The organism is Variovorax raffinosi (assembly GCF_051216615.1).
GTDB lineage: Bacteria > Pseudomonadota > Gammaproteobacteria > Burkholderiales > Burkholderiaceae_C > Variovorax.
Window position 1 is genome coordinate 422,877 of sequence record NZ_JBPJZR010000006.1, and the last position, 22,597, is coordinate 445,473.

The following is a 22,597-nucleotide window of genomic DNA, read 5'->3' on the forward strand; positions in this document are numbered from 1 at the left end:
GCACCCATGACCGATTCGAATCATCCGAGCAAGGTGCTCGCCACCTTCGCCGCCGAACTGAAGTTCGCGGACATCCCTGCCCCTGTCTTGCGCCGCACCGAAGACCTGATGCTCGACTGGTTGGGCTCAGTGCTCGCGGCCCGCACGTCGCGCCCCGTGCGCAGCATCGAGCGCTTCGCGCAGATGATGGGCCCCGCCGATGGGCCGAGCGAAATACTGACTTCGCGTCGCACCAGTTCGCCGGTATTCGCGGCGCTGGTCAACGCCGCGGCCTCGCACTTCGTGGAGCAGGACGATGTGCACAACGGCTCGGTCTTTCACCCGGCGGCGGTTGTCATTGCGCCCGCACTCGCGGTGGCACAGAGCGTCGGCGCGAGCGGCGCGCAATTGTTGACGGCAGTTGTCGCGGGTTATGAAGTTGGCATCCGCGTCGGCGAGTTCCTCGGCCGCTCGCACTACAAGACCTTCCACACCACTGCGACGGCGGGCACGCTCGCGGCAGCCGCCGCTGTGGGTCGCTTGCTCGACCTCACGCCGCAGCAGATGCTGCACGCCTTCGGCTCGGCCGGTACGCAATCGGCTGGTGTGTGGGAGTTTCTGCGCGATGCCGCCGATTCCAAGCAACTGCATTGCGCGCATGCTGCAGCCAGTGGATTGATGTCGGCCTACCTTGCGCAAGACGGCTTCACGGGTGCCGCAAGAATCCTCGAAGGCGCGCAGGGCCTTGGCGTGGGCATGTCGAGCGACGCCGACCCGGCCAAGCTCACCGACCGGCTCGGCACGCGCTGGGCTCTGGCCGAAACCTCGTTCAAGTACCACGCCTCCTGCCGCCACACGCATCCGGCAGCCGATGCGCTGCTGCAGGTGATGACGCAGAACAAGCTCAAGCCGACAGACGTTTCGCACGTGACCACGCACGTGCACCAGGGCGCCATCGATGTGCTGGGCCGCGTGACCGTGCCGGCGACCGTGCACCAGGGCAAGTTCTCGATGGGCACGGTGCTGGGCCTGATCGCGGTGCACGGCCGCGCGGGCCTGGGCGAGTTCGACCGCGACTTTCTTGCCCCGGAGGTAGCGGCCTTTCGCGACAAGGTGACGATGCAACTCGACACCGAGGTCGACACCGCCTACCCCGCGCGCTGGATCGGCAAGGTCAGCGTGCACACCGCCGATGGCCGCACGCTGCAGGGCCGTGTAGACGAACCCAAGGGCGATCCGGGCAACAGCCTGAGCCGCGCAGAGATCGAGGACAAGATGCAGCGCCTGACGCACTACGGCGAAGGCGCGACGGCGCAGGAGGCGAAGGCCTTGTGCCAGCGCATCTGGCAATTGGCCGATGCACCGAAAGTCGAGCGCCTGCTCGCCTAGAACGACTCAGGCAAAGAGGTGCCCATGGCCGGGCGAGCGCGCATCGAGCCCGGCCATGCGCACCAAGTCCCAGAAGCCTGCCGGCGAACTGGAGACAACCGGCACCTGGAGCCGTGCTTCGACCTCGCGCACCGCATCGAGTGTGACCAGTCCACCGCACGAGATGAGGATGCCGTCCGCACCCGGCTGGGCCTCGAAGACTTTCACACAGAGATCGACCAGCACCTGCGTCGGCACTTCGCCGACCTTCTGCACGTCGGAGATCGAGAGGCCTTCAAGTGCCAATGGCTCGAAGTCGCTCTGTTCCAGATAGAGCCGCAACTGCGTATTCACTTCGTCGATATAGGCCGTGGCCACCGCCACGCGCCGGATGCCCAGGCTCCGCAACCCGTTGACGATGGCGTTGCTCATGGTGGAGCACGGCAGGCCTGTAGCGCGGGCCATCTCCACTTCCAATTGCCGGTTGAATGCGGCACCGCGAAAAAAGCTCAGCGAGGTGCCCATGAGCGACACGGCGCTCACGCCATCGGCCTTGAGTTCGAGCGCCTTGCCGATGACCGAGTCGATCACTTCCGTGTAGCCACGCGTGGAGATCTCACTGAGGCCGAGTCCGCGCGCGCTGAAGCGGATTCGGTCGCCGTAGAGCAAGGGGCCGTCTACCGGCACCGCGCCGGCGGCGGGCGGAACGATCAGGCCTAGATGGGGTTGTGTCATTCAGTGGCTCCACTGTGTGTTGTTTACGGGTTGGCGTTGTTCATTCAGGGCGAGTGCGAATGACACCAGGAGCTCCCCTCCGCGAATGTCCCCCGCTTCGCTCCTCCTTTATTTCGCTGCGGGGAGCACCTGGTGCCATTCGCACATGGACGCGCTGCTGGTGTACAGCCGATCAACAACTGCTCTGTCCAACGCTCACGTCGATACGGGGCTCTTTTTCGCGAAATAAAGGAGGAGCGAAGCGGGGGACATTCGCGAAAAAGAGCACCGTGTCGGCGTGAGCGTCGCCCTGAACTGAATTGAGCTGAACTGAACGAACAGCAAGACGTCACCCTAGCCCCCTTCCGCCACGATGCGCTGCTCCGTGATGATGCGTTTCCAGCGAGCACTCTCCTCCGCCATGTCCTTGCCGAGCTGAGCCGGTGTGGCATAGGCCCGCAGCGTCCCCTGCGCAGCGGCCGCAGCCCCCGCTTCAGGCGTATCGAGGACAGTCTTCACCGCTGCAGAAAGCCTCTCGACGATGTCATTGGGAGTACCAGCCGGTGCAAGCACGAAGATGCGCGGTGCCACATCGAAGCCCGGCAACGCATCGGCCAGCGGCGCAACGCTCTCCGCGCCCTCGAGCTTCGCGGTGTTCATCAGCGCCAACGCGCGCAGCTTGCCCGCCTTGGCCTGCGCCATCGCGGCCGTGGCGCTGACCACGCCGATGGGCACCTGCCCACCGATGACGTCGGGCACGATCTGCGCGGCGCCCCGATACGGTACGTGCACGACGAAAGTGCCGGTGGACTGCTTGAGCATCTCGAAGCCCAGATGCTGCACGGTGCCGACACCTGAAGTTGCAAACGAATAGCGCGCCGGATGCGCCTTGAGCAGCGCCACCAGTTCGGCCGGTGTCTTCGCGGGAAAGTCGTTGCCGGTGACGATCATCAGCGGCGAGATGAACGCGCCCGCCACCGGCTTGAAGCTGGTCAACGGGTCGATGCTCATCTTCGGCTGCAACAGCTTGGCAATGAGCAGAGCGCTGTCGCCCATCATCAACGTGTAGCCATCGGGCGGCGCCTTCGCCACGAGGTCGGCTGCAATGAGTCCAGTGGCGCCGGTGCGGTTTTCCACCAGCACCTGCTGGCCCAGCACGGTCGACAACCGCACACCGAGCAGGCGCGCCACCGCATCGACCCCACCACCAGCCGAGTAGCCCACCACGAGGCGGATGGGCTTGTCGGGGTACTTCTGCTGGGCCCACGCTGCGGGCACGGCGAGCGCACCCATCAGGCCCAGGGCCACCGCGGCCCGCAATGCATGCCGGCGTGCCGGTCGTCGATTCGCTTGTCTGCTGGCGTTCATCGTGTCTCCGTTGTTCTGGGGTCGTCGCCGGCCGTCTCTGCGGCCTGGTCGTGTTCGGAAATCGTCGCTCGCGGTTCGGCTCAAGCCTTGCCCTTGCCGTGCGAGGTCGGCAGTTTCGCCAGCTCGCGCACGCGCTCGGCGTTGGGCGCGAAGCCGAGGCCCGGCGTCTCGGGCAGCGTGAGCCAACCCTGGTCGGGCACCGGCAGGCCGTCGAAGATCTGCTTGAGCATCTGCACCGCGACGTAGTGGTACTCCACCAGCCCGCCGTTCGACACGCCCGCATGCAGGTGCATGTTGTGGAACGGCCAGGCGCCGCCGTTGTCGATGGGCACGTTGAAGGCCTGCGCCATGCCGGCGATCTTCAGGCACTGCGAATAGCCGCCCGAGATGGTCACGTTGGGCTGCAGCACGTCGGCCGCCTGGTTCACCAGCAGATCACGGAAACGGAAGGCCAGGCCTTCGTTCTGGCCGCAGGCCAGCGGGATGCGGGTGCGTGCGCGCAACTGGGCCATCTGGCGCACGTCGTTCTGCGTGAGCGGCTCTTCGAAGAAGCTGATGCCGTAGGGCTCGATGCGTTGCGCCAGCTCGGTCGCATGGAACAGGTCGAGGCCGCAGTTGGCATCGACATACAGCTTGACGTCGGGGCCGACGGCTTCGCGCACGGCGGCGACGCGGCGCACGTCTTCGGCGATCACTTCGTCGAGCGGTCGCGGCTCGTCGCGGCGCGCCAGCGCGTGGTTGCCGACGGTCATCTTCAGGCGCTGGAAGCCCTGCGACACCCAGAGCTTTGCGGCGGCCGCGAGCTGGTCGCGCTCGAAAAAGCCGAAGCCGAAGGTGGCGTACACCGGCACCTTGGCGCGCGCGCCGCCGAGCAGGCGCCACAGCGGCTGGCCGAGCGCCTTGGCCTTGATGTCCCACAGCGCGATGTCGAGCGCGGCGATGGTGTGGCTGGCGTAGCCGGTCTGGCCGCGCGGCGACAGCAGCCAGTAGAGCTTGTCCCACAGGCGCTCGGTGGCCATCGGGTCTTCGCCGATCAGCGCGGGGCCGGCCACTTCGCGCACGGCGGCGGCGATGATTTCTTCCTCGGTGATGGCGGTCATGCCGTGGCCGACGAGGCCGGTGTCGGTCTCGATCTCGGTCAGGCACAGGGACAGCGATGTCTGCTTGTTCAGGCCCACCACGTCGATGGTGACCGGGATGTTCAGCGGCGTGGCGCTGACGCGGATGATCTTCAAGAATGTCTCCTTTGCTTGGTGGCCGCCTGTTGATCTTGCGATCTGGCAGGGCCATCTTTGCGCGCCGGCCGCGGGAGAACAATTCGTTTTTGGCGGGCGCGAGGCTTCGTGCTCCGCGAAGGCTCGCGCCCTAATCGGGCCGGCCGAGGTGTTCGAGCACCGAGCGCGCGGCCACGGTCAGGTCTTGCTGCCGGCGCACGCACAGCAGATGCCGGCGCATCGCCCAGGGCGCATCGAGCTTCAGGCAGCGCAGCCGCAATATCTGCAGCTGCGACAGCACCGCCGCATAGGGCAGCACGCCGATGCCGACGTTCTGCTCCACCATGCGGCACACCATGTCGAAGCTGCCGACCTGCATGCGCACCTTCAGCGGCACCTGCGCCTCCAGCGCCGCGCTCAACAGCACGCGGTGCAGCGCAGTGCCTTCGCGCACCACGATATGGTCGTGCCGCAGCACCTCGTCCACGCCGATACGCTTGCGGCGGGCCAGCGGATGGTCGCGCGCGACGATCACGGCCAGCTCGTCGGTGCGGTACGGCAGGCATTCGAGGTTCTCGGCGGGCGTGTTGCCCTCGATCACGCCGATGTCGGCCAGGCCGGCCTGCACCGCCTTCACCACCTCGGTGCTGGCGCGCTCCTGCAGGTCGATCTTGAGCACCGGATGCAGCCGCAGGAAGGAGCCGATCTGCGCCGGCAGAAACTGCGCGATGGTCGACGCATTGGCCGTGATGCTGACCACGCCCGCCACGCCGTTCTGGAAATCGTCGAGTTCGGCGCCCAACCGGTCCATGGCCGACAGCACGGAGCGCGCATGCAGCAGCAGGCCGTGGCCCGCCGACGTGAGCGTGACGCCGCGCGCATGGCGCACCAGCAGCGGCAGCCGCGCGCGGGCTTCGAGGTCGGAGATGCGCTTGCTCGCGGCAGCCAGCGCGATGTGGCAGCGCTTGGCGCCCTCGCTGATGCTGCCGTGGTCGGCCACGGCCACGAAGAGGCGCAGCGATTTCAGGTCGGCGGACATGCGGCGCGCGCCTTCAGGGCGCGACGAGATGGTCGAACAGTTCGCGTGCCGAGGCCGGCAGTTGCTCGCGGTCGCGCGCGATGAGCTTGAGTTCGCGCTCGGCCCATGCGTCGCTCAGTGGAACCATCGCAATCCGCATGGCCATCGACAAGCGCTGCGCCGAAGACACCGGCAGCACGCCGACGCCCACGCCTGCTTCGATCATCAGGCAGATGGCCTCGAAGCTGCTGACCTGGATGCGCGGGTTGAAGCCCCGGCCCGCCAGCTCCGCGCGGCGCTGCAGGAAGCGATGGATGGCGCTGCCGTGATGCAGGCCCACGTGCTGCTCGTCGAGCGTGTCGGCGAACGCCACCGAGGGCGCGCCCGCCAGATGGTGCGTGAGCGGCACCACCAGCACGAGCTGGTTGCTGCCGAAGGCGCGCGCATCGAAATCGCCGGTGTGCACGTCGCCCGCGAGGATGCCGATGTCGGCCTCGCCATCGGCTACCGCGCGCACGATTTCTTCGCTCAGGTATTCGCGCAGGTCCACCTGCACGGCCGGATGCTGCGTGAGAAAACCCGCGAGCTTCTGCGGCAGGTATTCGGTGATGGAGGTGGTGTTGGCGAACACCCGCACATGGCCCTTGATGCCCTTGCCGAAGTCCTGCATGTCGCAGCGCAGGTGCTCCATCTGCTGCATCACGCGCTTGGCGTGGTACAGCACGGCCTGCCCGGCGGCGGTGAGCGTCACGCCCTGCGCGCTGCGATGCAGCAGCTTGCCGCCCACGGCCTCTTCCATCTGCTTGATGCGGGTGGAGGCGGCGGCCAGCGAGATGCAGGCTTTTTCAGCGCCGCGCGTGAGGCTGCGCGCGTCCGCCACGTAGACGAACAGTTTCAGGTCGAACAGGTCGAAATGCAGGTTCACCGGGCGGCCGCAGCAAGGAGAAAAGGAACGCGCATTGTCCGGCGAATGGCGCGCTGCGCGCCCCGGTGTGCGCCCTTGTGCGGGTTTGACCTCAGACCGGGTCCCAGCTGAACACGTCGGCCGAGCGGTCCAGCGGGTAGAAGCTGGCGCGCATCGCGGGCATGGCGTGCTCGGCAATGCTCTGCGGCGTCCAGCCTTCGGAGCGGTGCACGGAGCGCACCGGGCGCGGCTGGCTGATGAGCGAGATCTCGTTGTTGCGCACCGAAAAAATCTGCCCGTTGACCGCGCTTGCCGCATCGCTCGCAAGGTACACGGCGAGCGGCGCCACCTTGGCGGGCGTCATCTGCTTGATCTTGTCGACGCGGGCGCGCTGCTCGTCGGTGTCGGTGGGAATGGCGCCGATCATGCGGCTCCAGGCAAAGGGCGCGATGCAGTTGGAGCGCACGTTGAACTTGAGCATGTCGAGCGCGATCGACTTCGACAGCGCCACGATGCCGAGCTTGGCGGCTGCGTAGTTGGCCTGGCCGAAGTTGCCGATGAGGCCCGAGGTCGAGGTCATGTGCACCATCGCGCCGGAGTTCTGTTCCTTGAAATGCGTGGCCGCCGCGCGGCTCACGTAGTAGGCGCCGTACAGGTGCACCTTGAGCACAGCATCCCATTCGTCGACCGACATCTTGTGGAAGAAGCGGTCGCGCAGGATGCCGGCGTTGTTGATCACCGCGTCGATGCGGCCGAAGCTCTCGACGGCGCATTCGACGATGCGCGCAGCGCTGGCGGCGTCGGCCACGCTGTCGGTGTTGGGCACGGCCTGGCCGCCGGCGGCGCGGATTTCATCGACCACCTGCTGCGCCGGACCGGCACTGCCGCCTGCGCCGTCGAGCGCGGCGCCGATGTCGTTGACGATGACCTTGGCGCCGTTGCTGGCCATGGCCAGTGCAATGTCGCGCCCGATGCCGCCGCCCGCGCCGGTGACGACGACCACTTTTCCTTCAACCATTTTTGTCTCTGCTCCGGATATTCGACCGCGGGTTCGCGGGGTCGATTCCAGAATGCCACAGGGGGCGGGCTGCGGGTTTCGGATTTACGAAGAGGGGCTTCGGCGCCCCTACACTGCGACGGCCCCCACACAGAGACCTTTCATGACGGAAGAATCCACTGAATTCACCGAGGCCGGGAACAGCCTCAGGCCTTTTCCTGCGGCAGGCGATGTGTTCGTGCCCGATCAGGCTTTTCTGGCACGCCACCTGCATCCGCTTGTTTCCGTCGACCTGGCTGCGGTCAATCCGGCGTGGTCGGGCTGGCTGCACCTGCTGAGCCCGCTGGAACCGGCAGACGGTCTTGTCGGCCAGGCGACCGAGGCCTTTCACTCCGAACTGCTGCTTGCCAACTGGATCGGATTCAAGGTTGTCGATGGCCGCTATCGGCTCATGGGCGATCCGCGCTACTTCCTGCTGGAAAACGCCGATGGCGACATGCCGGAACCCTACAAAGGTGCGCGCAAGGAGCTGGAGCAGCACTATGCCGAGCAAGAGCGTTCGTACAACGCCTCGCGCGACTATTTTCTGCGCACCGGGAAGCTCGTGCGTCTCGACGACGAAGGCCAGCCGCAGTATGGCAACGAAGACCCCAGCCCCTTGGTCGACGCGCTCGGTGGCGCGGCCGAATATGGCAACTGGGTCAGTACCGTTGAGTTTCCCGTCGAGGAGCGCGAGGACGCGTCACGCGACGTTTGCGAAGTCTGGCCGATGAGTCCGGCGGGCCACCGTTTTCATCACGTGGCTTCGGTGGCCGGCTGGAACTACAGGACCGTCGGCGCCGACACGATCCTGCTTTTCTACGAGCCCGTCGAAGGACTGGCGCTGCTCACCTTCGACTGGACGTGACCGCCGTCTGCGGCGGTTGCTTTACTGCCGCGCCGTGCGAATGTTCGCCGGCAGCGCCTGCGGCCAGCTCGTGCGGAACGGGTTGATGTCCAGCCCGCCGCGCCGCGTGTAGCGCGCATACACCGCGAGCTTGGTCGGCTTGCAGCGGCTCCAGATGTCCGTGAACATGCGCTCGGCGCACGGCTCGTGGAATTCGTTGTGGTTGCGAAAGCTCACGATGTACGCGAGCAGCCCGGCCTGGTCGATGGGCGGGCCGCTGTAGCGGATCTGCACGCTGCCCCAGTCGGGCTGGCCGGTGACGAGGCAATTGCTCTTGAGCAGCCGGCTGGTGAGGGTTTCGTTCACGTGCACCTCCGCCGCGTCGCTGCTCAGCAGTTCGGGCGCGGGCTGGTAGTGGGTGCACTCGATGTCGAGCCGGTCGAGGTCGAGGCCGTCGATTTCATGCACCGGTTCGCGGTCGAACAGCTCGGGCGTGAGCAGCTTCACGCCGATGCCGCCGGTCTGGTCGCTGCCGCGCCATGCGGCCTCGGCGAGGTCGGTGCGCAGGTGCTCGCGCACGGCGTCGATGCTCGCGAAGGTGCTGTTGTTAAAGCTGTTCAGGTAGAGCTTGAAGGACTTGCTCTCGATGATGTTCGGCGTTTCGCACGGAATGGTGAAGTGCGCAATGGCCAGCTGCGGCTTGCCGCGCGGGTTGAGCCAGCTCACTTCGAAGGCGGTCCAGAGGTCGGCGCCGAAGAAGGGCAATGCGCCGGTGCGAATGCCCATGGCTTCGCGCTGCGTGGCGCGGGCGATGGGGAACAGCAGCGAGGGGTCGTACTTGTCGGCATAGGCCGAGGCGCGGCCCAGTTGCGATTGTTCGGGGGTGTTGGCGTTGTCGGGGTGGTTGTCGAGGCTCATGGCTTGTCCTTGGCGTGCGCCGCATGGGCGAACGGGGCGATGTGGTTGGCGAGGATGGTGCAGACCTGCGGCGGCAGGTCGTGGCCCATGCCGGGAACTGAAATGAAGGTCGACCCCGGAATGCGCTCGGCCGAATCCTTGCCGCAAGCGATGGGCACGAGGGCATCGGCGTCGCCGTGCAGCACCAGCGTCGGACGCTGGATCTGCGGCAGCAACTTCGGGCGTTCGTCGTCCGCGCCGATGGCGAGCATCTGCCGCAGCATGCCGGCCGGGTGGTACGCGCGGCGCATGCTGAAGGTGAGGCGCTCGGCCAGTTCTTCGTCGGTCTGCGGATAGGCCGGGCTCTGGATGAGCCGCAGCAGCCTGATGCTGTGCGCCACGAGCTCGGCCTCGCCCTTGCCCAGCGGGCGGCGCATGAGCATGGACGCGACTTCGCGGCGCGGGCCGGGCAGGCCGCGCGCACCGCTCGAACTCATGATGCTCACGAGGCTGGCCGTGCGCTGCGGCGCGGTGGCCGCGATGCGCTGCGCGATCATGCCGCCCATCGAGGCGCCGACGATGTGCGCGCGGGCAATGCCCAGCGCGTCGAGCACGCCGAGCGAATCGCGCGCCATGTCCTGCAGGCTGTAGGCCGAGCGCACCTTCAGGCCGAGGCGGTGGCGGATGGTTTCCCACACGATGTTGCCGGTGCCGGCATGGTCGAAGCCCTGGCTCAGGCCGATGTCGCGGTTGTCGTGGCGCACCACGCGAAAGCCCGCATCGACCAGTTGCCGCACGAAGGCGGTGGGCCATGCGACCAGTTGCATGCCCAGGCCCATGATGAGCAGGATGACGGGGCGCCCGTCTCCGCTGTCGCCACCGGTATCGTCGACTTCGATCTGCAGCCCGTTGGCGTTGACTTTCATCTCGTCCTTGTGATTACTACTTGAATTCGCGCTCGCGCAGCCACTTGGTGGCGACCCACTTCTCGCCGGCCAGCACCGGCGCGCCGCCGTGCAGGGTGCGGGTGGCGGGGTCGGGCCGGTCGTAGCTGAAGAACACGCCAGTGCCGCGCACGGGCGCCACTTCGAGGCCGACGTCGGGGAAGGTGGTGGCACCGCCCTGCTCGGGCTCCTGCAGGTACATCACGAGCGTGGCCACGCGCTGGCCGCCGCGCTTGAGGATGGTAGGCGTGCCGGGCTCGTGCGGGTCGAAGTAGTCGTAGTGCGGGCGGTACTGCGCGCCGGGGGCGTAGCGCAGGATCTGCAGGCCTTCGCCGTATTCGAGCGGCCAGCGCAGCAGCATGGCCAAGCGCTGTTCGAGGCGGGCGACGATCTCGTTCTCGCCGCGCTCGAAGAACATGCCGTCGCTGGTGCGGTCGACGTTGAGCACCTCGCCGCCGGTGCGCGTTTCCACGGTGAGCGAGCGCGCCAGGCGCACCCGCGCCGCGGCGATCAGTCCTTCGCATTCCTCGGTCGACAGCAGGTTGCCGAAGACGATGACGCGCGGATGCCGCATCGTGTGCAGCACCTGCACGCGGCGGTCGCCGGCATCGAGGTAGAGCGGCGCGCCGTCGAGGTCGGGGCCGGGCATCTCGGTGCGCGCGGGAGCCAGGGCCGCCTCGACATCGGGAAAGCCGGCTTCGAGCTGGGCCAGCGCGATGTCGGTGGCCGAGTCGTGCCAGCCGGCCGCGCGCATCGACACGCGCAGTGCGGGCACCGAATGACCGGCGGCCAACTGGGCCACCAGCCATTCGCGCAACTCCGGACTGATCGGTTGAGACATCAGATTTTTCTCCTGAACACCAGCCTTTCGGCTGTCGACACGCTTGCGTCGAAACCATAACCCTCGAGATCGAACTTTTCCAGCGCCTTGGGCGTGGCCGCCTTGTGCTGCACGGCCCAGCGGGCCAGCAGGCCGCGGGCGCGCTTGGCGAAGAAGCTCACGATCTTGTACTTGTCGCCCTTCCACTCCTGGAACACGCATTCGACCACGCGGGCCTTGAGCACCTTCTGGTCGACCGACTTGAAGTATTCCTGAGAGGCGACGTTGATGACAACCGGCGTGCGGTCGGCCGCCAGGCGCTCGTTCAGGTGCTCGGCGATGCGCGAGCCCCAGAAGGCGTACAGGTCCTTGCCGTGGCGGTTGGTCAGCGCGGTGCCCATTTCGAGCCGGTAGGGCTGCAGGCGGTCGAGCGGACGCAGGATGCCGTACAGGCCGCTGAGGATGCAGACGTGGTCTTGCGCCCAGTCGAGCTGCGCCTTGGTGAGCGTGCGGGCATCGAGGCCGCCGTAGACATCGCCGTCGAAGGCGAAGGCGGCCTGGCGGGCGTTTTTCTCGGTGCTCTTGCTGGACCAGGCTTCGTAGCGCGCCACATTGAGGGCGGACAGCTTGTCCGACAGGTGCATCAGTTCGGAAATCTGCTGGGGCGACTTCTCGCGCAGCAGCTTGATCAGCTCGGTCGAGGGGCCGCGCGGGGCTTCGAAATGGGGTTGGGTGGCTGGGGTTTCGGAGGGGACCGGGGTGTCGTAGTCGAGCGACTTTGCAGGGGAAAGCAGGAAGAGCATCCCGGAATTATGAGTGGCTGCCATGACCCAAAGCCGCGCCGGTAAAATCCCCGGCAATCCCACCTCTGTCACCAACGGCACCCGAGGGTGCCGTTTTGCATTCCCCATGAGCGAACCCACTACCCCTTCCGCACAACCTGGTCTCGACAGCCTGTCGAAATCGTTCGAACCCGCCGCCATCGAGGCGCACTGGGGCCCGGAATGGGAAAAGCGCGGCTATGCCAAGGCCGGTTTCCGCGGCACGCAGCAACCCAAGGAAGGCGCCGATTCGTTCGCGATCCAGCTTCCGCCCCCGAACGTGACGGGCACGCTGCACATGGGCCATGCGTTCAACCAGACGATCATGGACAGCCTGGCGCGCTACCACCGCATGAAGGGCGACAACACGCTGTGGGTGCCGGGCACCGACCACGCGGGCATCGCCACGCAGATCGTGGTGGAGCGCCAACTGCAGGAGCAGAAGGTCAGCCGCCACGACCTGGGCCGCAAGAACTTCGTGGCGCGCGTGTGGGAATGGAAAGAAAAGTCGGGCAACACCATCACCCAGCAGATGCGCCGCATGGGCGACACGGTGGACTGGAGCCGCGAGTACTTCACGATGGACGACGACCTGTCGGCCGTTGTCACGCAGACCTTCGTGGCGCTGTATGAAGAAGGCCTGATCTACCGCGGCAAGCGCCTGGGCAACTGGGACCCGGTGCTCAAGACCTCAGTGAGCGACCTCGAAGTCGAGAGCGAGGAAGAAGACGGCTCGCTCTGGCACATCGCCTACCCGCTGGAAGACGGCAGCGGCACGCTGACCGTGGCCACCACGCGGCCCGAAACCATGCTCGGCGACACGGCCGTGATGGTTCACCCCGAAGACGAACGCTACAAGCACCTGATCGGCAAGCACGTGAAGCTGCCGCTGGTGGACAAGCTGATTCCGATCATTGCGGACGACTACGTCGACAAGGAATTCGGCACGGGCGTCGTCAAGGTGACGCCGGCGCACGACTACAACGACTATGCGGTCGGCCAGCGCCACAAGCTCGACGTGATCGGCATCCTGACGCTGGACGCGACCATCAACGACAACGCGCCCGAGAAGTACCGCGGCCTGGACCGCTTCGTGGCGCGCAAGGCCATCGTGGCCGACCTCGACGCACTGGGCCTGTTGATCGAGGTGAAGAAGCACAAGCTGATGGTGCCGCGCTGCGCGCGCTCGGGCGCCATCGTCGAGCCGATGCTCACCGACCAGTGGTACGTGGCCATGACGCGCCCCGGTGCCGACGGCCAGTCGATCGCACAGAAGGCCATCGACGTGGTGAAGTCGGGCGAAGTGCGATTCGTGCCCGAGAACTGGGTCAACACCTACAACCACTGGATGGAGAACATCCAGGACTGGACGATTTCGCGCCAGCTCTGGTGGGGCCATCAGATTCCGGCCTGGTACGACGAGGAAGGCAACGTGTACGTGGCCGAGAGCGAGGCCGACGCACAAGCCAAGGCGCCGGGCAAGACGCTGCGTCGCGACGAGGACGTGCTCGACACCTGGTACTCGGCGGCGCTGGTGCCCTTCTCTTCGCTGGGCTGGCCCGCGAAGACACAGGACCTCGAGCTGTACCTGCCATCGACCGTGCTGGTGACGGGCTACGACATCATCTTCTTCTGGGTCGCCCGGATGATCATGATGACCAAGCACTTCACCGGCAAGGTGCCGTTCAAGGACGTCTACATCCACGGCCTGGTGCGCGACGCGCAGGGCAAGAAGATGAGCAAGTCCGAAGGCAACGTGCTCGACCCCGTCGACCTGATCGACGGCATCGCGCTGCCCGAGCTGCTGGACAAGCGCAGCCAGGGCCTGCGCAAGCCCGAGACGGCGCCCGCCGTTCGCAAGAACACGCAGAAGGAGTTTCCGGAGGGCATTCCGGCCTTCGGCGCCGATGCGCTGCGCTTCACCTTCGCCTCGCTGGCTTCGCTCGGCCGCAGCATCAACTTCGACTCCAAGCGCTGCGAGGGCTATCGCAACTTCTGCAACAAGCTGTGGAACGCCACGCGCTTCGTGCTGATGAACTGCGAAGGCCAGGACTGCGGCCTGCTGGAGCACACGAAGGAAGAATGCAAGGTCGGCGGCCCGGCGCATGGCTACCTGAAATTCAGCCGCGCCGACTACTGGATCGTGTCGCAACTGCAGCGCGTGGAAGCCGAAGTGGCCAAGGGCTTCGAGGAATACCGCCTCGACAACGTCGCGAACACGATCTATCAGTTCGCCTGGGACGAGTTCTGCGACTGGTACCTGGAAATTGCCAAGGTGCAGATCCAGACCGGCGACGATGCGCAAAAACGCGCCACGCGCCGCACGCTGATCCGCGTGCTCGAAACGCTGCTGCGCCTGGCGCACCCGGTGATTCCGTTCATCACGGAAGAGCTGTGGCAGAAGGTGTCGAAGGTTGCAGGGCGTGAAGGCGAGTCGATCATGGTCGCGGCCTATCCGAAGAGCCAGCCCGAGAAGATCGACGAAGCGGCCGAAGCGCATGTGGCGCGGCTCAAGGCGCTGGTCGATGCATGCCGCACGCTGCGCGGCGAGATGAACGTGTCGCCCGCCGTGCGCCTGCCACTCTATGCCGTGGCCGACGATGCCGAAGGCGCGGCCTTCCTGCGCGAATCCGCGCCTGTGCTGCAGGCGCTGGCCAAGCTGAAGGAAGTGAAGGTCTTCGACGACGAGGCTTCCTGGCAGGCTGCGGCCGAAGCGGCGCCGGTGGCGGTGGTCGGCGCGGCGCGCCTGTGCCTGCACATGGAGATCGACAAGGTGGCCGAGCGCGCCCGCATCGGCAAGGAAATCGCCCGCATCGAGGGCGAGATCGCCAAGGTGCACGGCAAGCTCGGCAACGAAGCCTTCGTGGCCAAGGCGCCGCCCGCCGTGATCGACCTGGAGCGCAAGCGCCTGGCCGATTTCACCGCCACGCTGGAGCGCCTGCGCGACCAGCTTGTGCGCCTCGGCTGACAGACGCGGGAAGTACCGGACGTTTAGGATGCTGGATCGGCACTTGCTTGCCGCCCCGGTTTCCTGATTCGACTTCCCATCTTCCTTCCAACGAACCGACGCCGAACTGCCCATGCCCACCACACCATCGACACGTATCCGCAAGGCTGTATTTCCCGTTGCAGGCTTTGGCACCCGCTTTCTGCCCGCCACCAAAGCGCAGCCCAAGGAAATGCTGCCCGTGGTCGACAAGCCGCTGATCCAGTACGCGGTGGAAGAGGCGTATGCCGCGGGCATTCGCGACATGATCTTCGTGACCGGCCGCAACAAGCGTGCCATCGAAGACCACTACGACACCGCCTACGAGCTGGAAAGCCAGCTCGAGGCCAGCGGCAAGACCGCGCTGCTGAACATCGCGCGCTCGGTGATGCCCGATGACATGACCTGCTCGTACGTGCGCCAGCCGCGCATGCTGGGCCTGGGCCATGCGGTGCTGTGCGCCGAGCACCTGGTGGGCAACGAGCCCTTTGCCGTTCTGCTGGCGGACGACCTGATGGTCGGCCCCGATGGCGGCGAGCCGGTGCTTGCACAGATGACGGCCGCTTTCGCGCGCCTGGGCGGCTCGCTGCTGGCCGTGCAGGAAGTGCCGCTCGCGCACGTCAAGCGTTACGGCATCGTGGCCGGCGACACGATCGAGGAGGGCCTCGTGAAGGTCAACCGCATGGTCGAGAAGCCCAAGCCCGAAGACGCGCCATCGCGCCTGGGCGTGGCCGGCCGCTACATCCTCACGCCGGGCGTGTTCGACGAGATCCGCAACCAGCCCAAGGGCGCGGGCGGCGAGATCCAGCTGACCGACGGCATCGCGGCGCTGATGAAGAAGGAATCGGTCTACGCCTATGCCTACAAAGGCATCCGCTACGACTGCGGCAGCAAGGAAGGCTTTCTGCAGGCCACCGTGGAACTGGCGCTGGCACACCCCGAAGTGGGCAGCGAATTCCGCGAATATCTCAAGAGCCTGAAGCTGTAACGCCTTCGGCCTTGGTCTTTCTCCTTCCCCCTCCGGGGGAAGGCAGGGATGGGGGCAAGCGGCCTCACCATCCACCCCGGGAATTCAGCGCCTCTTCAACACATGAATGAAGTCGCTCCCCACCGTCTCCTGCGCCATCAGCTCATTGCCCGTCTGCCGCGCAAAAGCCTGAAAGTCCCGCACAGACCCCGGATCGGTCGACACCACCTTCAGCAGTTGCCCGCTCGCCATGTCGTTGAGCGACTTCTTCGCCTTGAGGATGGGCAACGGGCAGTTCAGCCCTCGCGTGTCGATTTCGCGGTCAACTTCCACGCTTCGGCTCCTCGGGCGGCAGGTTGAGCCCGCGGCGGCGCTCTTCGTTTTCGGCAGCGGTGAAGAACACGGGTTCGTGGCCGCGCGTGCGCAGCCAGTCGGCCAGCGCGTAGCCGGTGCCCGCGGGCCAGCAGCGCAGGTCCGGCAGGTCGTAGAGGCGGTAGTCGACCAGCTCGGGCGAGAGCTTCACATCGCCATCGGCCACCACGTGGTACGCGATGATGATCTGGTTCATGCGCTGGAAGTCGTAAGCGCCCACGAGCTTCGTGGCGCTGACGTCGAGGTTCGTTTCTTCCTTCACCTCGCGTGCAATGCCCTCTTCGGGTGTCTCGCCGGCCTCCATGAAACCGGTGATCAGCGCGTACATCTTGCCGGGCCAAGCCGCATTGCGGGCCAGCAGCACCTGGCCGCGGTACTCGACGATGCCGGCCAGCACCGGCGTGGGGTTGTTCCAGTGGGTGTGGCCGCAGTTCGGGCAGCGCAGGCGCTCCTTGGGGCCGCCGTCTTCCATCAACGCGATCCACTCCAGCGGCGTGGCACAGACCTGGCAAAACTTGGGATGGGGCATGGTGGGGTCTCTGTTCTTTTTCTGGGGCTTGCAGCGCCCTGTGGACGGGCGCTGCAGCGGTTCGTTGCTTATGCGGGGAAGACGCCGGTGGACAGGTAGCGGTCGCCCCGATCGCAGACCACGAAGACGATGGTCGCGTTCTCGACCTTTTTCGCCACCTCGAGCGCGGCCCAGAGGGCGCCGGCTGCCGAGATGCCGCCGAAGATGCCTTCTTCGCGCGCCAGGCGACGGCACATTTCCTCGGCGTCGTCCTGGCTCACGCTGATTTCTTCATCGACCCGGCTCGGGTCGTAGATCTTGGGCAGGTATTCAGCCGGCCATTTGCGGATGCCGGGAATGCGCGAGCCCTCGGCCGGCTGCGCGCCGACGATGCGCACCGCCGGATTTTTCTCTTTCAGGAAGCGCGAAACGCCGGTGATGGTGCCCGTGGTGCCCATGGCGCTCACGAAATGCGTGACCTTGCCCTTGGTGTCGGCCCAGATCTCGGGGCCGGTCGTCTCGTAGTGGATGCGCGGGTTGTCGGGGTTGGCGAACTGGTCGAGCACCCGGCCCTTGCCCTGCTTGACCATCTGCTCGGCAAGGTCGCGTGCGTATTCCATGCCGCCGCTCTTGGGCGTGAGCACCAGCTCGGCGCCGAAGGCCTTCATGGTCTGGGCGCGTTCGACGGAAAGGTCCTCCGGCATGATCAGGACCATGCGGTAGCCCTTGATGGCCGCGGCCATCGCCAGCGCAATGCCGGTATTGCCGGACGTGGCTTCGATCAGCGTGTCGCCGGGCTTGATCTCGCCGCGTTCTTCGGCCCGCTTGATCATCGAAAGCGCCGGCCGGTCTTTCACCGAGCCTGCGGGATTGTTGCCCTCCAGCTTGCCGAGAATCACGTTTCCACGCTTGGTGTTCTCTGCCGCATCGATGCGCTGAAGGGCCACCAGGGGAGTTTTGCCGATGGCATCTTCGATCGTCGGATAATTCATGCCAGCCACTGTGCCATAATTTTGGGCTTCCTTCCGGATGTGCCCGGGTGGTGAAATTGGTAGACGCAGGGGACTCAAAATCCCCCACCGAAAGGTGTGCCGGTTCGATTCCGGCCCCGGGCACCATGAGACAACATCACACCGTCTCACCCAACATCAAAACCCGCTCGCTTCATAGGCGCAGCGGGTTTTTCTTTGCTTCAAGCCGTCTCAGCCCATAGCATCCCATGTCGGCACTTTGTCGGTACTTCTGTAGGTACCGACAAAAATGCCGGGATCGAGGTACCGACACAGCAAGGGGGCCGAAATGGCGCTGACAGACACGTTCGTGAAGCAGGTGAAGCACAAGGGTTCGGCGGTCGGCGAGCGGTATGCCGACGGCGGGGGGATGTATCTCCGAGTGAAAGCGTCGGGCAAGTACTGGCGCTTGGATTTCCGGATCGACGGCAGGCCCCAAACCTTGGCGCTCGGCGTCTACCCCGAAGTTTCCTTGGCCAAGGCCCGTCAGCGGCGCGAGAAGGCGCGCGAACAACTCGCCGACGGCATCAACCCGAGTGTGGCGAAGCGCGAGGAAAAAGCGGCCAAGGTTGCCGCAAGTGGAAACACGTTCGAAGTGGTCGCCCGAGACTGGCTGGCGAAGACCGCAAGCAAACGCGGCCCCAGCACCCACGAGAAGATCGAAACCTGGCTCACCAAGGACGTTTTTCCCTTTATCGGCCGTGACCCGGTGGCAGATCTCAAGGCGAAGGACGTGCTGGACAAGGTGGCCCGGCGTATGGAGGCTCGTGGCATCCACGAGAGCGCCCACCGTGTCGTCCAGGTCTGCTCTCAGGTTCTGCGCTTCGCCGTGGCGACGGGACTCGTCGACCGCGATGTGACGGCTGATCTGCGAGGCGCGCTCGCTTCGGTCGAGAAGGCGCACTACGCAGCGATCACCGAGCCCAAGGACGTGGGCCAGCTCATGCGGGCGATCCGCAGCTACGCCGGCCATCCGGCGACCATCGCGGCACTGAAGATGGCTCCGCTGGTGTTCCTGCGCCCTGGAGAGCTGCGCTCGGCCGAGTGGTCAGAGATTGACCTGGAGGCCGCGGAATGGCGCATCCCGGGCCCCAAGATGAAGATGAAGGTGGAGCACCTGGTGCCGCTCTCTCACCAGGCGGTCGAGATCCTAAAGGAGATGCGGCCACTAACTGGGCACGGCCGCTACGTGTTCCCCAGCATCCGCACGGGCGAACGGCCGATGAGCGAAAACACGATCAACGCAGCGTTGCGCGGCATGGGCTATGGCTCGGACGTGATGACTGGCCACGGCTTCCGGGCGACGGCGCGCACGATCATGGATGAGGTGCTGGGCGAGCGACCCGACCTGATCGAGCACCAACTGGCGCACACCGTGAAGGATCCGAACGGCCGGGCCTACAACCGGACCGCACACCTGCCAGCGCGCCGCGAGATGATGCAGCGCTGGGCCGACTACCTGGACAAGCTCGCAGCGGGTGCCGAGATCCTGCAATTCAAGGCCGCATAACGCACCACTCAGCCTGCCGGCCGCGGCTCGTCCGCCAGTTCGTTCTCGGCGCGACAGCGCCTATCGGCCCGTCTCAACTCTTCAGGCGCCGCCACCAGTCCCCGAAGCGTCGGCTCGCTCGCTCCCCAGCGATTGATTACCAGCCGAACACCATAGCGCTCGTGCCAGCGCTGGCCCACGGCGCGCTCAATACAGAACTGGGTCCGCAAGTACCTGGACCGCATGATGTCCTCACGTGACGCGCCCGGTACCGCGGCGGACGCACACAGTAGGGATAGGCCGATGAGGGGGAGTCGCATCGGCGCAGCGTACCTCACGGCGGAGCCGGCCGGCCGGCCCGTTGGTCTTCCCAGGCTCGCATTTCAAGCCAGCCGGCTACCCCCGAACGTCGGGCTTCCAGCCGTCCGGCATCGGATACTCGTGGAACACGAGGCCAGGATGCGGCGGCGTGCTCGTCTCCCAGAAGGTGCTACCGAGCTGCCCTGCAACAGCGAAGGCGCTGGGTTGGTAGTGGTGCACCGCCATGAGGTCGTATCAGGCGCACTGGTCGGGGGTGAGGTCGGAAAGCACTGGGTTCCTTGTTAGTGGAGCGGCCGTTGTTTGCTATCGCGCGATGGAGCCATACCCCCTTTCCCCAAATGAGGGCCTGTGCGCGCACGTAAAACTAGAAGTCGCACCAGTCTTCGGCCGCTACGGTTCCATCTATTGGCGAGGAATCAGCCGCGGAAAACCTCCAATAAAGCGGCAGTCGGCCGACCCGATTGAAAACCGCTTCATCGATTAGGACCGAGACCGGAAACACCATACCGGTGTTTTCAGATAGCACCAGTTCATCGCCCGGGTGCAGGTCCTCCATCGCTATACGGGCGAATGCCTTCGCGGGGTAGATCATGCGTAGATAGTCCACCCCGTCGACTCTGACCGACACCCGTTGAATCGCAGCTTGCGCATAGAGACCTGCTCGCGTCGCCATTGACTCCTGGGCAACTGCCGCATTCGGCACATCGATCCTGAATCGCCACCGCTCAGCAGTAAGGTGGCCAATGTTGTTGAGGGTCGCGATCAGATCGTACCGATGAATGCCCGCGCTCCGATTCAGGTTCGACCGTCGGAGCGTTGTTTCGATGCGCAGGCCAGTGCGGCGATTCATCACGTCGCGAATTTGCGAATCGGACATCTTGAGGGTCTCGAGGCCCGCGCGCTGGTAGTACAGGCCATCTGGCGCTTGATGAGCGGTTTGCGCCTGCCCGATCTCGAGCACGAAGATACGCCCGTCTTGATCGGGACAGTCGAGTTGTTGAATCTGGACATCGCTGAACCGCGGTGCTGAATTACTGTTGATCATCTGCTGAATCCACTCGACGGTCACCGCCGGATCCGTCACAGGAGCAAGCCTCTCCGGCAAATGCTTCCTTGCCCGGTCCGCGAAGGTCGCCACCCCGTAAATCAACGTCCCACCGCCTGAATTAGCAAAGCCCAGTACCTCCTTCATCAACCCATCTCGCTGGTCGTTTTGTCGACCCAAAGCCTCGCCCCGCTTGTAGTCCAAGAGGTCCGTCTCGCTCTGCACCGACTCGATCAACCTCAAGATGTCCGCGTATTCCATGGAGCCTCCACCAGTTGTCCGCAGGATACCCGCGGCACAGCCGCGCGAACAAGGCTCGCGCACCTCAGAGGCTGTTCCACTCGAAATGGAAAAACCTGGGGCACCCTACGCCGGGATTTGCGACCGGAACTGTTCCGATTGCAAGGGGGTGAACGAATCGTGCACCCGGGGCTTCCGGTATCGTCCGTGCATGCCACTCCAGACTCTCAAGCGCGCGCTGCTCGGGAATGATCGCACCCTGTTCGATACCTTGCGCGAAGCCCACTGGCCGACGATCTGCGCTCAGATGTGCGCCGAGGCGCCCGCAGGCAAACTATCAGAGCTGCTACATAGCCGGTGGATCGAGTACGGCGGCCGAATCCGTACCCACACTGCCGATGATGCCCTCCTCGCCCGTGCGCTGCGGGCCTGGCTGCCGAAGTACGCCGACCCTGGCATGAAGCTTTTCCGGGGCGAGAGCGTCGAGCGGCACCAGCGCGGCCGACTGGGCCTGTGCTGGACGCCTATCCGCGAGCAGGCGGAGAAGTTCGGGCGTGGCTTGAATGCCTTCTATCCTGGTGGCGGCTGCCTTCTAAGCTGCGAGGTGCCGGGCGCCGCCATCATCGCTGCCCCCAATGCGCACAGCCGGTGGCTGGGAGAAGAGGAGTACGTGGTTGATCCCGGAATGCTTGAGGAGGTGACCGTCGCCGAAATGTACCGGCGCCTCGGGTGAAGAAGCCACACATGCCGGCATGTCGAAGGCCGCTATCCTTCGATCTGAATCAGAAATGGGAAGGTTACCAAGTCGCCGAAACCTCAACATGTTTCAACAACGGCAGGGCGACAGCGGCACGCCTGCGGGGCATACTGCGGGCCGCTGTCTCCCAGAGGCGATCGGTCAATGCGCCGGTGGTAATCTTTGCCCCACCAAACCTAAGGCAATCGAGATGCGGCTTCACCCTCTACTCATGCTGATTCTCGCAGGTGCCGTGTCCGCCGCTGAAGGGCAAACCGCGACGACAACGACGCTCTACAAGTCCATCGGCCCTGACGGAAGAACGATCTACAGTGACATCCCGCCACCTCAGGCGCGCGACTCCAAGACCCTGACATTCAAGAACCTGCCGGCCAGCGCCTTGGCGGCAGAGACCATCGCGTATGTCGAGCAGCTGCGCAAGTCGGCGGACAGCAGAGCGTCCGCTCCACCTCCTCGCGATACGGTGCTTTTCTCTGCCAAGTGGTGCGGCTACTGTCGCCAGGCGAAGTCCTACCTTGCGGCCAAACAGATCGGCTATCGGGAGATAGACATCGACACCGCAGAAGGAAAGATGGCCTACGCACAGTTGGGAGGCAACAGCGGCGTGCCGCAGCTATTTTTCAACGGCCAAGGCGTCACCGGCTTCACTGCCGCCGCATACGACGCCTTCTTCCAGGCACGCAAGTAGGAACTGGTGAAGTGATTAAAGTCGAGATGGAAATCGAGTGGTCGATCAGGCAGAGCATCGATGCGACCGCCAAGCTCCAGACGCTGCAGATGGAGCGCGAAACCACCGTCACCGGCAGTTGATCGACAGCATCGACAACGTTGCACAGACCGTCGAGGATTCCAGTGGTAAGCGGATGGGCGCTCCATCTTGACGGTCCCGATCAGCGGTTGCCCCTGCTGCAGAGTCAGGTGAGCGGTTGCCAGCGATGTGGCAGGAGATCGTCAATTCGGCTGTTCAGGTGC

At 65.3% G+C, this 22,597-nt stretch carries 21 protein-coding genes and 1 tRNA gene; 8 read left to right on the forward strand and 14 right to left on the reverse strand.

The genetic code is table 11. The features are described 5' to 3' along the window. Positions 1–6 precede the first annotated feature (6 nt). Positions 7–1,368 carry an MmgE/PrpD family protein gene (locus ACSFB7_RS20455; RefSeq protein WP_435473357.1) on the forward strand — a complete coding sequence of 454 codons (1,362 nt, stop codon included), beginning with the start codon at positions 7–9 and terminating at the stop codon, positions 1,366–1,368. Between the two features lie 6 nt (positions 1,369–1,374). On the opposite strand, the gene ACSFB7_RS20460 is transcribed toward ACSFB7_RS20455, so the two are convergent. From ACSFB7_RS20460 to ACSFB7_RS20485, 6 genes are all read right to left on the reverse strand, one after another. Next, positions 1,375–2,082 carry an arylmalonate decarboxylase gene (locus tag ACSFB7_RS20460; RefSeq protein WP_435473359.1) on the reverse strand — a complete coding sequence of 236 codons (708 nt, stop codon included), beginning with the start codon at positions 2,080–2,082 and terminating at the stop codon, positions 1,375–1,377. A 333-nt stretch (positions 2,083–2,415) separates the two neighbouring features. After that, positions 2,416–3,429, reverse strand: coding sequence for a Bug family tripartite tricarboxylate transporter substrate binding protein (locus ACSFB7_RS20465; protein ID WP_435473361.1), 1,014 nt, complete (start codon positions 3,427–3,429; stop codon positions 2,416–2,418). 80 nt (positions 3,430–3,509) lie between these two features. Then, positions 3,510–4,664: a mandelate racemase/muconate lactonizing enzyme family protein gene (locus tag ACSFB7_RS20470; protein WP_093245799.1), complete on the reverse strand. Its 1,155-nt coding sequence runs from the start codon at positions 4,662–4,664 to the stop codon at positions 3,510–3,512. Between the two features lie 130 nt (positions 4,665–4,794). Beyond that, the gene (locus ACSFB7_RS20475; RefSeq protein WP_435473364.1) at positions 4,795–5,682 is read right to left on the reverse strand and encodes a LysR family transcriptional regulator; all 888 of its coding nucleotides are present in this window, start codon (positions 5,680–5,682) and stop codon (positions 4,795–4,797) included. Positions 5,683–5,695: 13 nt separating this feature from the next. After that, entirely contained in the window at positions 5,696–6,586 is an 891-nt protein-coding gene (locus tag ACSFB7_RS20480) for a LysR family transcriptional regulator (protein WP_435473366.1), read from the reverse strand. Between the two features lie 91 nt (positions 6,587–6,677). After that, positions 6,678–7,583 carry an SDR family NAD(P)-dependent oxidoreductase gene (locus ACSFB7_RS20485; protein ID WP_435473368.1) on the reverse strand — a complete coding sequence of 302 codons (906 nt, stop codon included), beginning with the start codon at positions 7,581–7,583 and terminating at the stop codon, positions 6,678–6,680. Between the two features lie 142 nt (positions 7,584–7,725). Between ACSFB7_RS20485 and ACSFB7_RS20490 the strand changes: the two genes are divergently transcribed. Then, positions 7,726–8,469 (forward strand): hypothetical protein, encoded by a 744-nt coding sequence (locus tag ACSFB7_RS20490; RefSeq protein ID WP_435473369.1) that lies wholly within the window; start codon positions 7,726–7,728, stop codon positions 8,467–8,469. A gap of 21 nt (positions 8,470–8,490) precedes the next feature. Here the strand turns inward: ACSFB7_RS20490 and queF are convergent, their stop codons facing one another. From queF to yaaA, 4 genes are read right to left on the reverse strand one after another with little or no spacing between them, the layout of a single operon-like run. Then, positions 8,491–9,366 carry an NADPH-dependent 7-cyano-7-deazaguanine reductase QueF gene (gene queF, locus ACSFB7_RS20495; protein WP_435473371.1) on the reverse strand — a complete coding sequence of 292 codons (876 nt, stop codon included), beginning with the start codon at positions 9,364–9,366 and terminating at the stop codon, positions 8,491–8,493. Further along, complete coding sequence (locus ACSFB7_RS20500) at positions 9,363–10,271, reverse strand: alpha/beta fold hydrolase (protein WP_435473373.1); 909 nt, start codon at positions 10,269–10,271, stop codon at positions 9,363–9,365. The genes queF and ACSFB7_RS20500 overlap by 4 nt, the downstream gene beginning before the upstream one ends. 16 nt (positions 10,272–10,287) lie before the next feature. After that, positions 10,288–11,130, reverse strand: coding sequence for a 2OG-Fe(II) oxygenase (locus ACSFB7_RS20505; protein ID WP_435473375.1), 843 nt, complete (start codon positions 11,128–11,130; stop codon positions 10,288–10,290). Continuing rightward, complete coding sequence (gene yaaA, locus ACSFB7_RS20510; protein ID WP_435473377.1) at positions 11,130–11,912, reverse strand: peroxide stress protein YaaA; 783 nt, start codon at positions 11,910–11,912, stop codon at positions 11,130–11,132. The genes ACSFB7_RS20505 and yaaA overlap by 1 nt, the downstream gene beginning before the upstream one ends. A gap of 106 nt (positions 11,913–12,018) precedes the next feature. Here yaaA and ACSFB7_RS20515 point away from each other — a divergent pair, with 106 nt between their 5' ends. Together ACSFB7_RS20515 and galU are read left to right on the forward strand one after the other, a co-directional pair. Continuing rightward, positions 12,019–14,898 (forward strand): valine--tRNA ligase, encoded by a 2,880-nt coding sequence (locus ACSFB7_RS20515; protein WP_435473379.1) that lies wholly within the window; start codon positions 12,019–12,021, stop codon positions 14,896–14,898. 112 nt (positions 14,899–15,010) lie between these two features. Continuing rightward, positions 15,011–15,904: a UTP--glucose-1-phosphate uridylyltransferase GalU gene (gene galU / locus ACSFB7_RS20520; RefSeq protein ID WP_435473381.1), complete on the forward strand. Its 894-nt coding sequence runs from the start codon at positions 15,011–15,013 to the stop codon at positions 15,902–15,904. Positions 15,905–15,988: 84 nt separating this feature from the next. On the opposite strand, the gene ACSFB7_RS20525 is transcribed toward galU, so the two are convergent. The 3 genes from ACSFB7_RS20525 to cysM all read right to left on the reverse strand — a co-directional run bounded on the left by ACSFB7_RS20525 (position 15,989) and on the right by cysM (position 17,755). After that, positions 15,989–16,216, reverse strand: a complete 228-nt coding sequence (locus ACSFB7_RS20525; RefSeq protein ID WP_119555274.1) for a sulfurtransferase TusA family protein — start codon at positions 16,214–16,216, stop codon at positions 15,989–15,991. Beyond that, positions 16,206–16,784, reverse strand: a complete 579-nt coding sequence (locus ACSFB7_RS20530) for an NUDIX domain-containing protein (protein WP_435473383.1) — start codon at positions 16,782–16,784, stop codon at positions 16,206–16,208. Before ACSFB7_RS20530 ends, ACSFB7_RS20525 begins: the two co-directional genes overlap by 11 nt. A gap of 68 nt (positions 16,785–16,852) precedes the next feature. Then, a complete protein-coding gene (cysM, locus tag ACSFB7_RS20535; RefSeq protein ID WP_435473385.1) occupies positions 16,853–17,755 on the reverse strand; it encodes a cysteine synthase CysM in 903 nt (300 codons plus the stop codon). A gap of 41 nt (positions 17,756–17,796) precedes the next feature. Here cysM and ACSFB7_RS20540 point away from each other — a divergent pair. After that, positions 17,797–17,881, forward strand: a tRNA-Leu gene (locus ACSFB7_RS20540). A 181-nt stretch (positions 17,882–18,062) separates the two neighbouring features. Then, positions 18,063–19,283, forward strand: coding sequence for a tyrosine-type recombinase/integrase (locus ACSFB7_RS20545; protein ID WP_435473387.1), 1,221 nt, complete (start codon positions 18,063–18,065; stop codon positions 19,281–19,283). A 664-nt stretch (positions 19,284–19,947) separates the two neighbouring features. Here ACSFB7_RS20545 and ACSFB7_RS20550 read toward each other — a convergent pair. Next, positions 19,948–20,889, reverse strand: a complete 942-nt coding sequence (locus ACSFB7_RS20550; protein ID WP_435473389.1) for an AlbA family DNA-binding domain-containing protein — start codon at positions 20,887–20,889, stop codon at positions 19,948–19,950. Between the two features lie 190 nt (positions 20,890–21,079). Here ACSFB7_RS20550 and ACSFB7_RS20555 point away from each other — a divergent pair, with 190 nt between their 5' ends. Both ACSFB7_RS20555 and ACSFB7_RS20560 read left to right on the forward strand, forming a co-directional pair. Continuing rightward, positions 21,080–21,601, forward strand: a complete 522-nt coding sequence (locus ACSFB7_RS20555) for a hypothetical protein (RefSeq protein ID WP_435473391.1) — start codon at positions 21,080–21,082, stop codon at positions 21,599–21,601. A 235-nt stretch (positions 21,602–21,836) separates the two neighbouring features. Further along, positions 21,837–22,313, forward strand: a complete 477-nt coding sequence (locus ACSFB7_RS20560; RefSeq protein WP_435473393.1) for a glutaredoxin domain-containing protein — start codon at positions 21,837–21,839, stop codon at positions 22,311–22,313. The last annotated feature ends 284 nt before the right edge of the window (positions 22,314–22,597 follow it).

What these genes read in the sequence shown, in the direction of transcription:
- ACSFB7_RS20455 (WP_435473357.1), top strand. Translation starts at nt 7, where the DNA reads ATGACCGATTCGAATCATCCGAGCAAGGTGCTCGCCACCTTCGCCGCC.
- ACSFB7_RS20460 (WP_435473359.1), bottom strand. Translation starts at nt 2,082, where the DNA reads ATGACACAACCCCATCTAGGCCTGATCGTTCCGCCCGCCGCCGGCGCG.
- ACSFB7_RS20465 (WP_435473361.1), bottom strand. Translation starts at nt 3,429, where the DNA reads ATGAACGCCAGCAGACAAGCGAATCGACGACCGGCACGCCGGCATGCA.
- ACSFB7_RS20475 (WP_435473364.1), bottom strand. Translation starts at nt 5,682, where the DNA reads ATGTCCGCCGACCTGAAATCGCTGCGCCTCTTCGTGGCCGTGGCCGAC.
- ACSFB7_RS20485 (WP_435473368.1), bottom strand. Translation starts at nt 7,583, where the DNA reads ATGGTTGAAGGAAAAGTGGTCGTCGTCACCGGCGCGGGCGGCGGCATC.
- ACSFB7_RS20490 (WP_435473369.1), top strand. Translation starts at nt 7,726, where the DNA reads ATGACGGAAGAATCCACTGAATTCACCGAGGCCGGGAACAGCCTCAGG.
- queF (WP_435473371.1), bottom strand. Translation starts at nt 9,366, where the DNA reads ATGAGCCTCGACAACCACCCCGACAACGCCAACACCCCCGAACAATCG.
- ACSFB7_RS20500 (WP_435473373.1), bottom strand. Translation starts at nt 10,271, where the DNA reads ATGAAAGTCAACGCCAACGGGCTGCAGATCGAAGTCGACGATACCGGT.
- ACSFB7_RS20505 (WP_435473375.1), bottom strand. Translation starts at nt 11,130, where the DNA reads ATGTCTCAACCGATCAGTCCGGAGTTGCGCGAATGGCTGGTGGCCCAG.
- yaaA (WP_435473377.1), bottom strand. Translation starts at nt 11,912, where the DNA reads ATGCTCTTCCTGCTTTCCCCTGCAAAGTCGCTCGACTACGACACCCCG.
- ACSFB7_RS20515 (WP_435473379.1), top strand. Translation starts at nt 12,019, where the DNA reads ATGAGCGAACCCACTACCCCTTCCGCACAACCTGGTCTCGACAGCCTG.
- galU (WP_435473381.1), top strand. Translation starts at nt 15,011, where the DNA reads ATGCCCACCACACCATCGACACGTATCCGCAAGGCTGTATTTCCCGTT.
- ACSFB7_RS20530 (WP_435473383.1), bottom strand. Translation starts at nt 16,784, where the DNA reads ATGCCCCATCCCAAGTTTTGCCAGGTCTGTGCCACGCCGCTGGAGTGG.
- cysM (WP_435473385.1), bottom strand. Translation starts at nt 17,755, where the DNA reads ATGAATTATCCGACGATCGAAGATGCCATCGGCAAAACTCCCCTGGTG.
- ACSFB7_RS20545 (WP_435473387.1), top strand. Translation starts at nt 18,063, where the DNA reads ATGGCGCTGACAGACACGTTCGTGAAGCAGGTGAAGCACAAGGGTTCG.
- ACSFB7_RS20550 (WP_435473389.1), bottom strand. Translation starts at nt 20,889, where the DNA reads ATGGAATACGCGGACATCTTGAGGTTGATCGAGTCGGTGCAGAGCGAG.
- ACSFB7_RS20555 (WP_435473391.1), top strand. Translation starts at nt 21,080, where the DNA reads ATGCCACTCCAGACTCTCAAGCGCGCGCTGCTCGGGAATGATCGCACC.
- ACSFB7_RS20560 (WP_435473393.1), top strand. Translation starts at nt 21,837, where the DNA reads ATGCTGATTCTCGCAGGTGCCGTGTCCGCCGCTGAAGGGCAAACCGCG.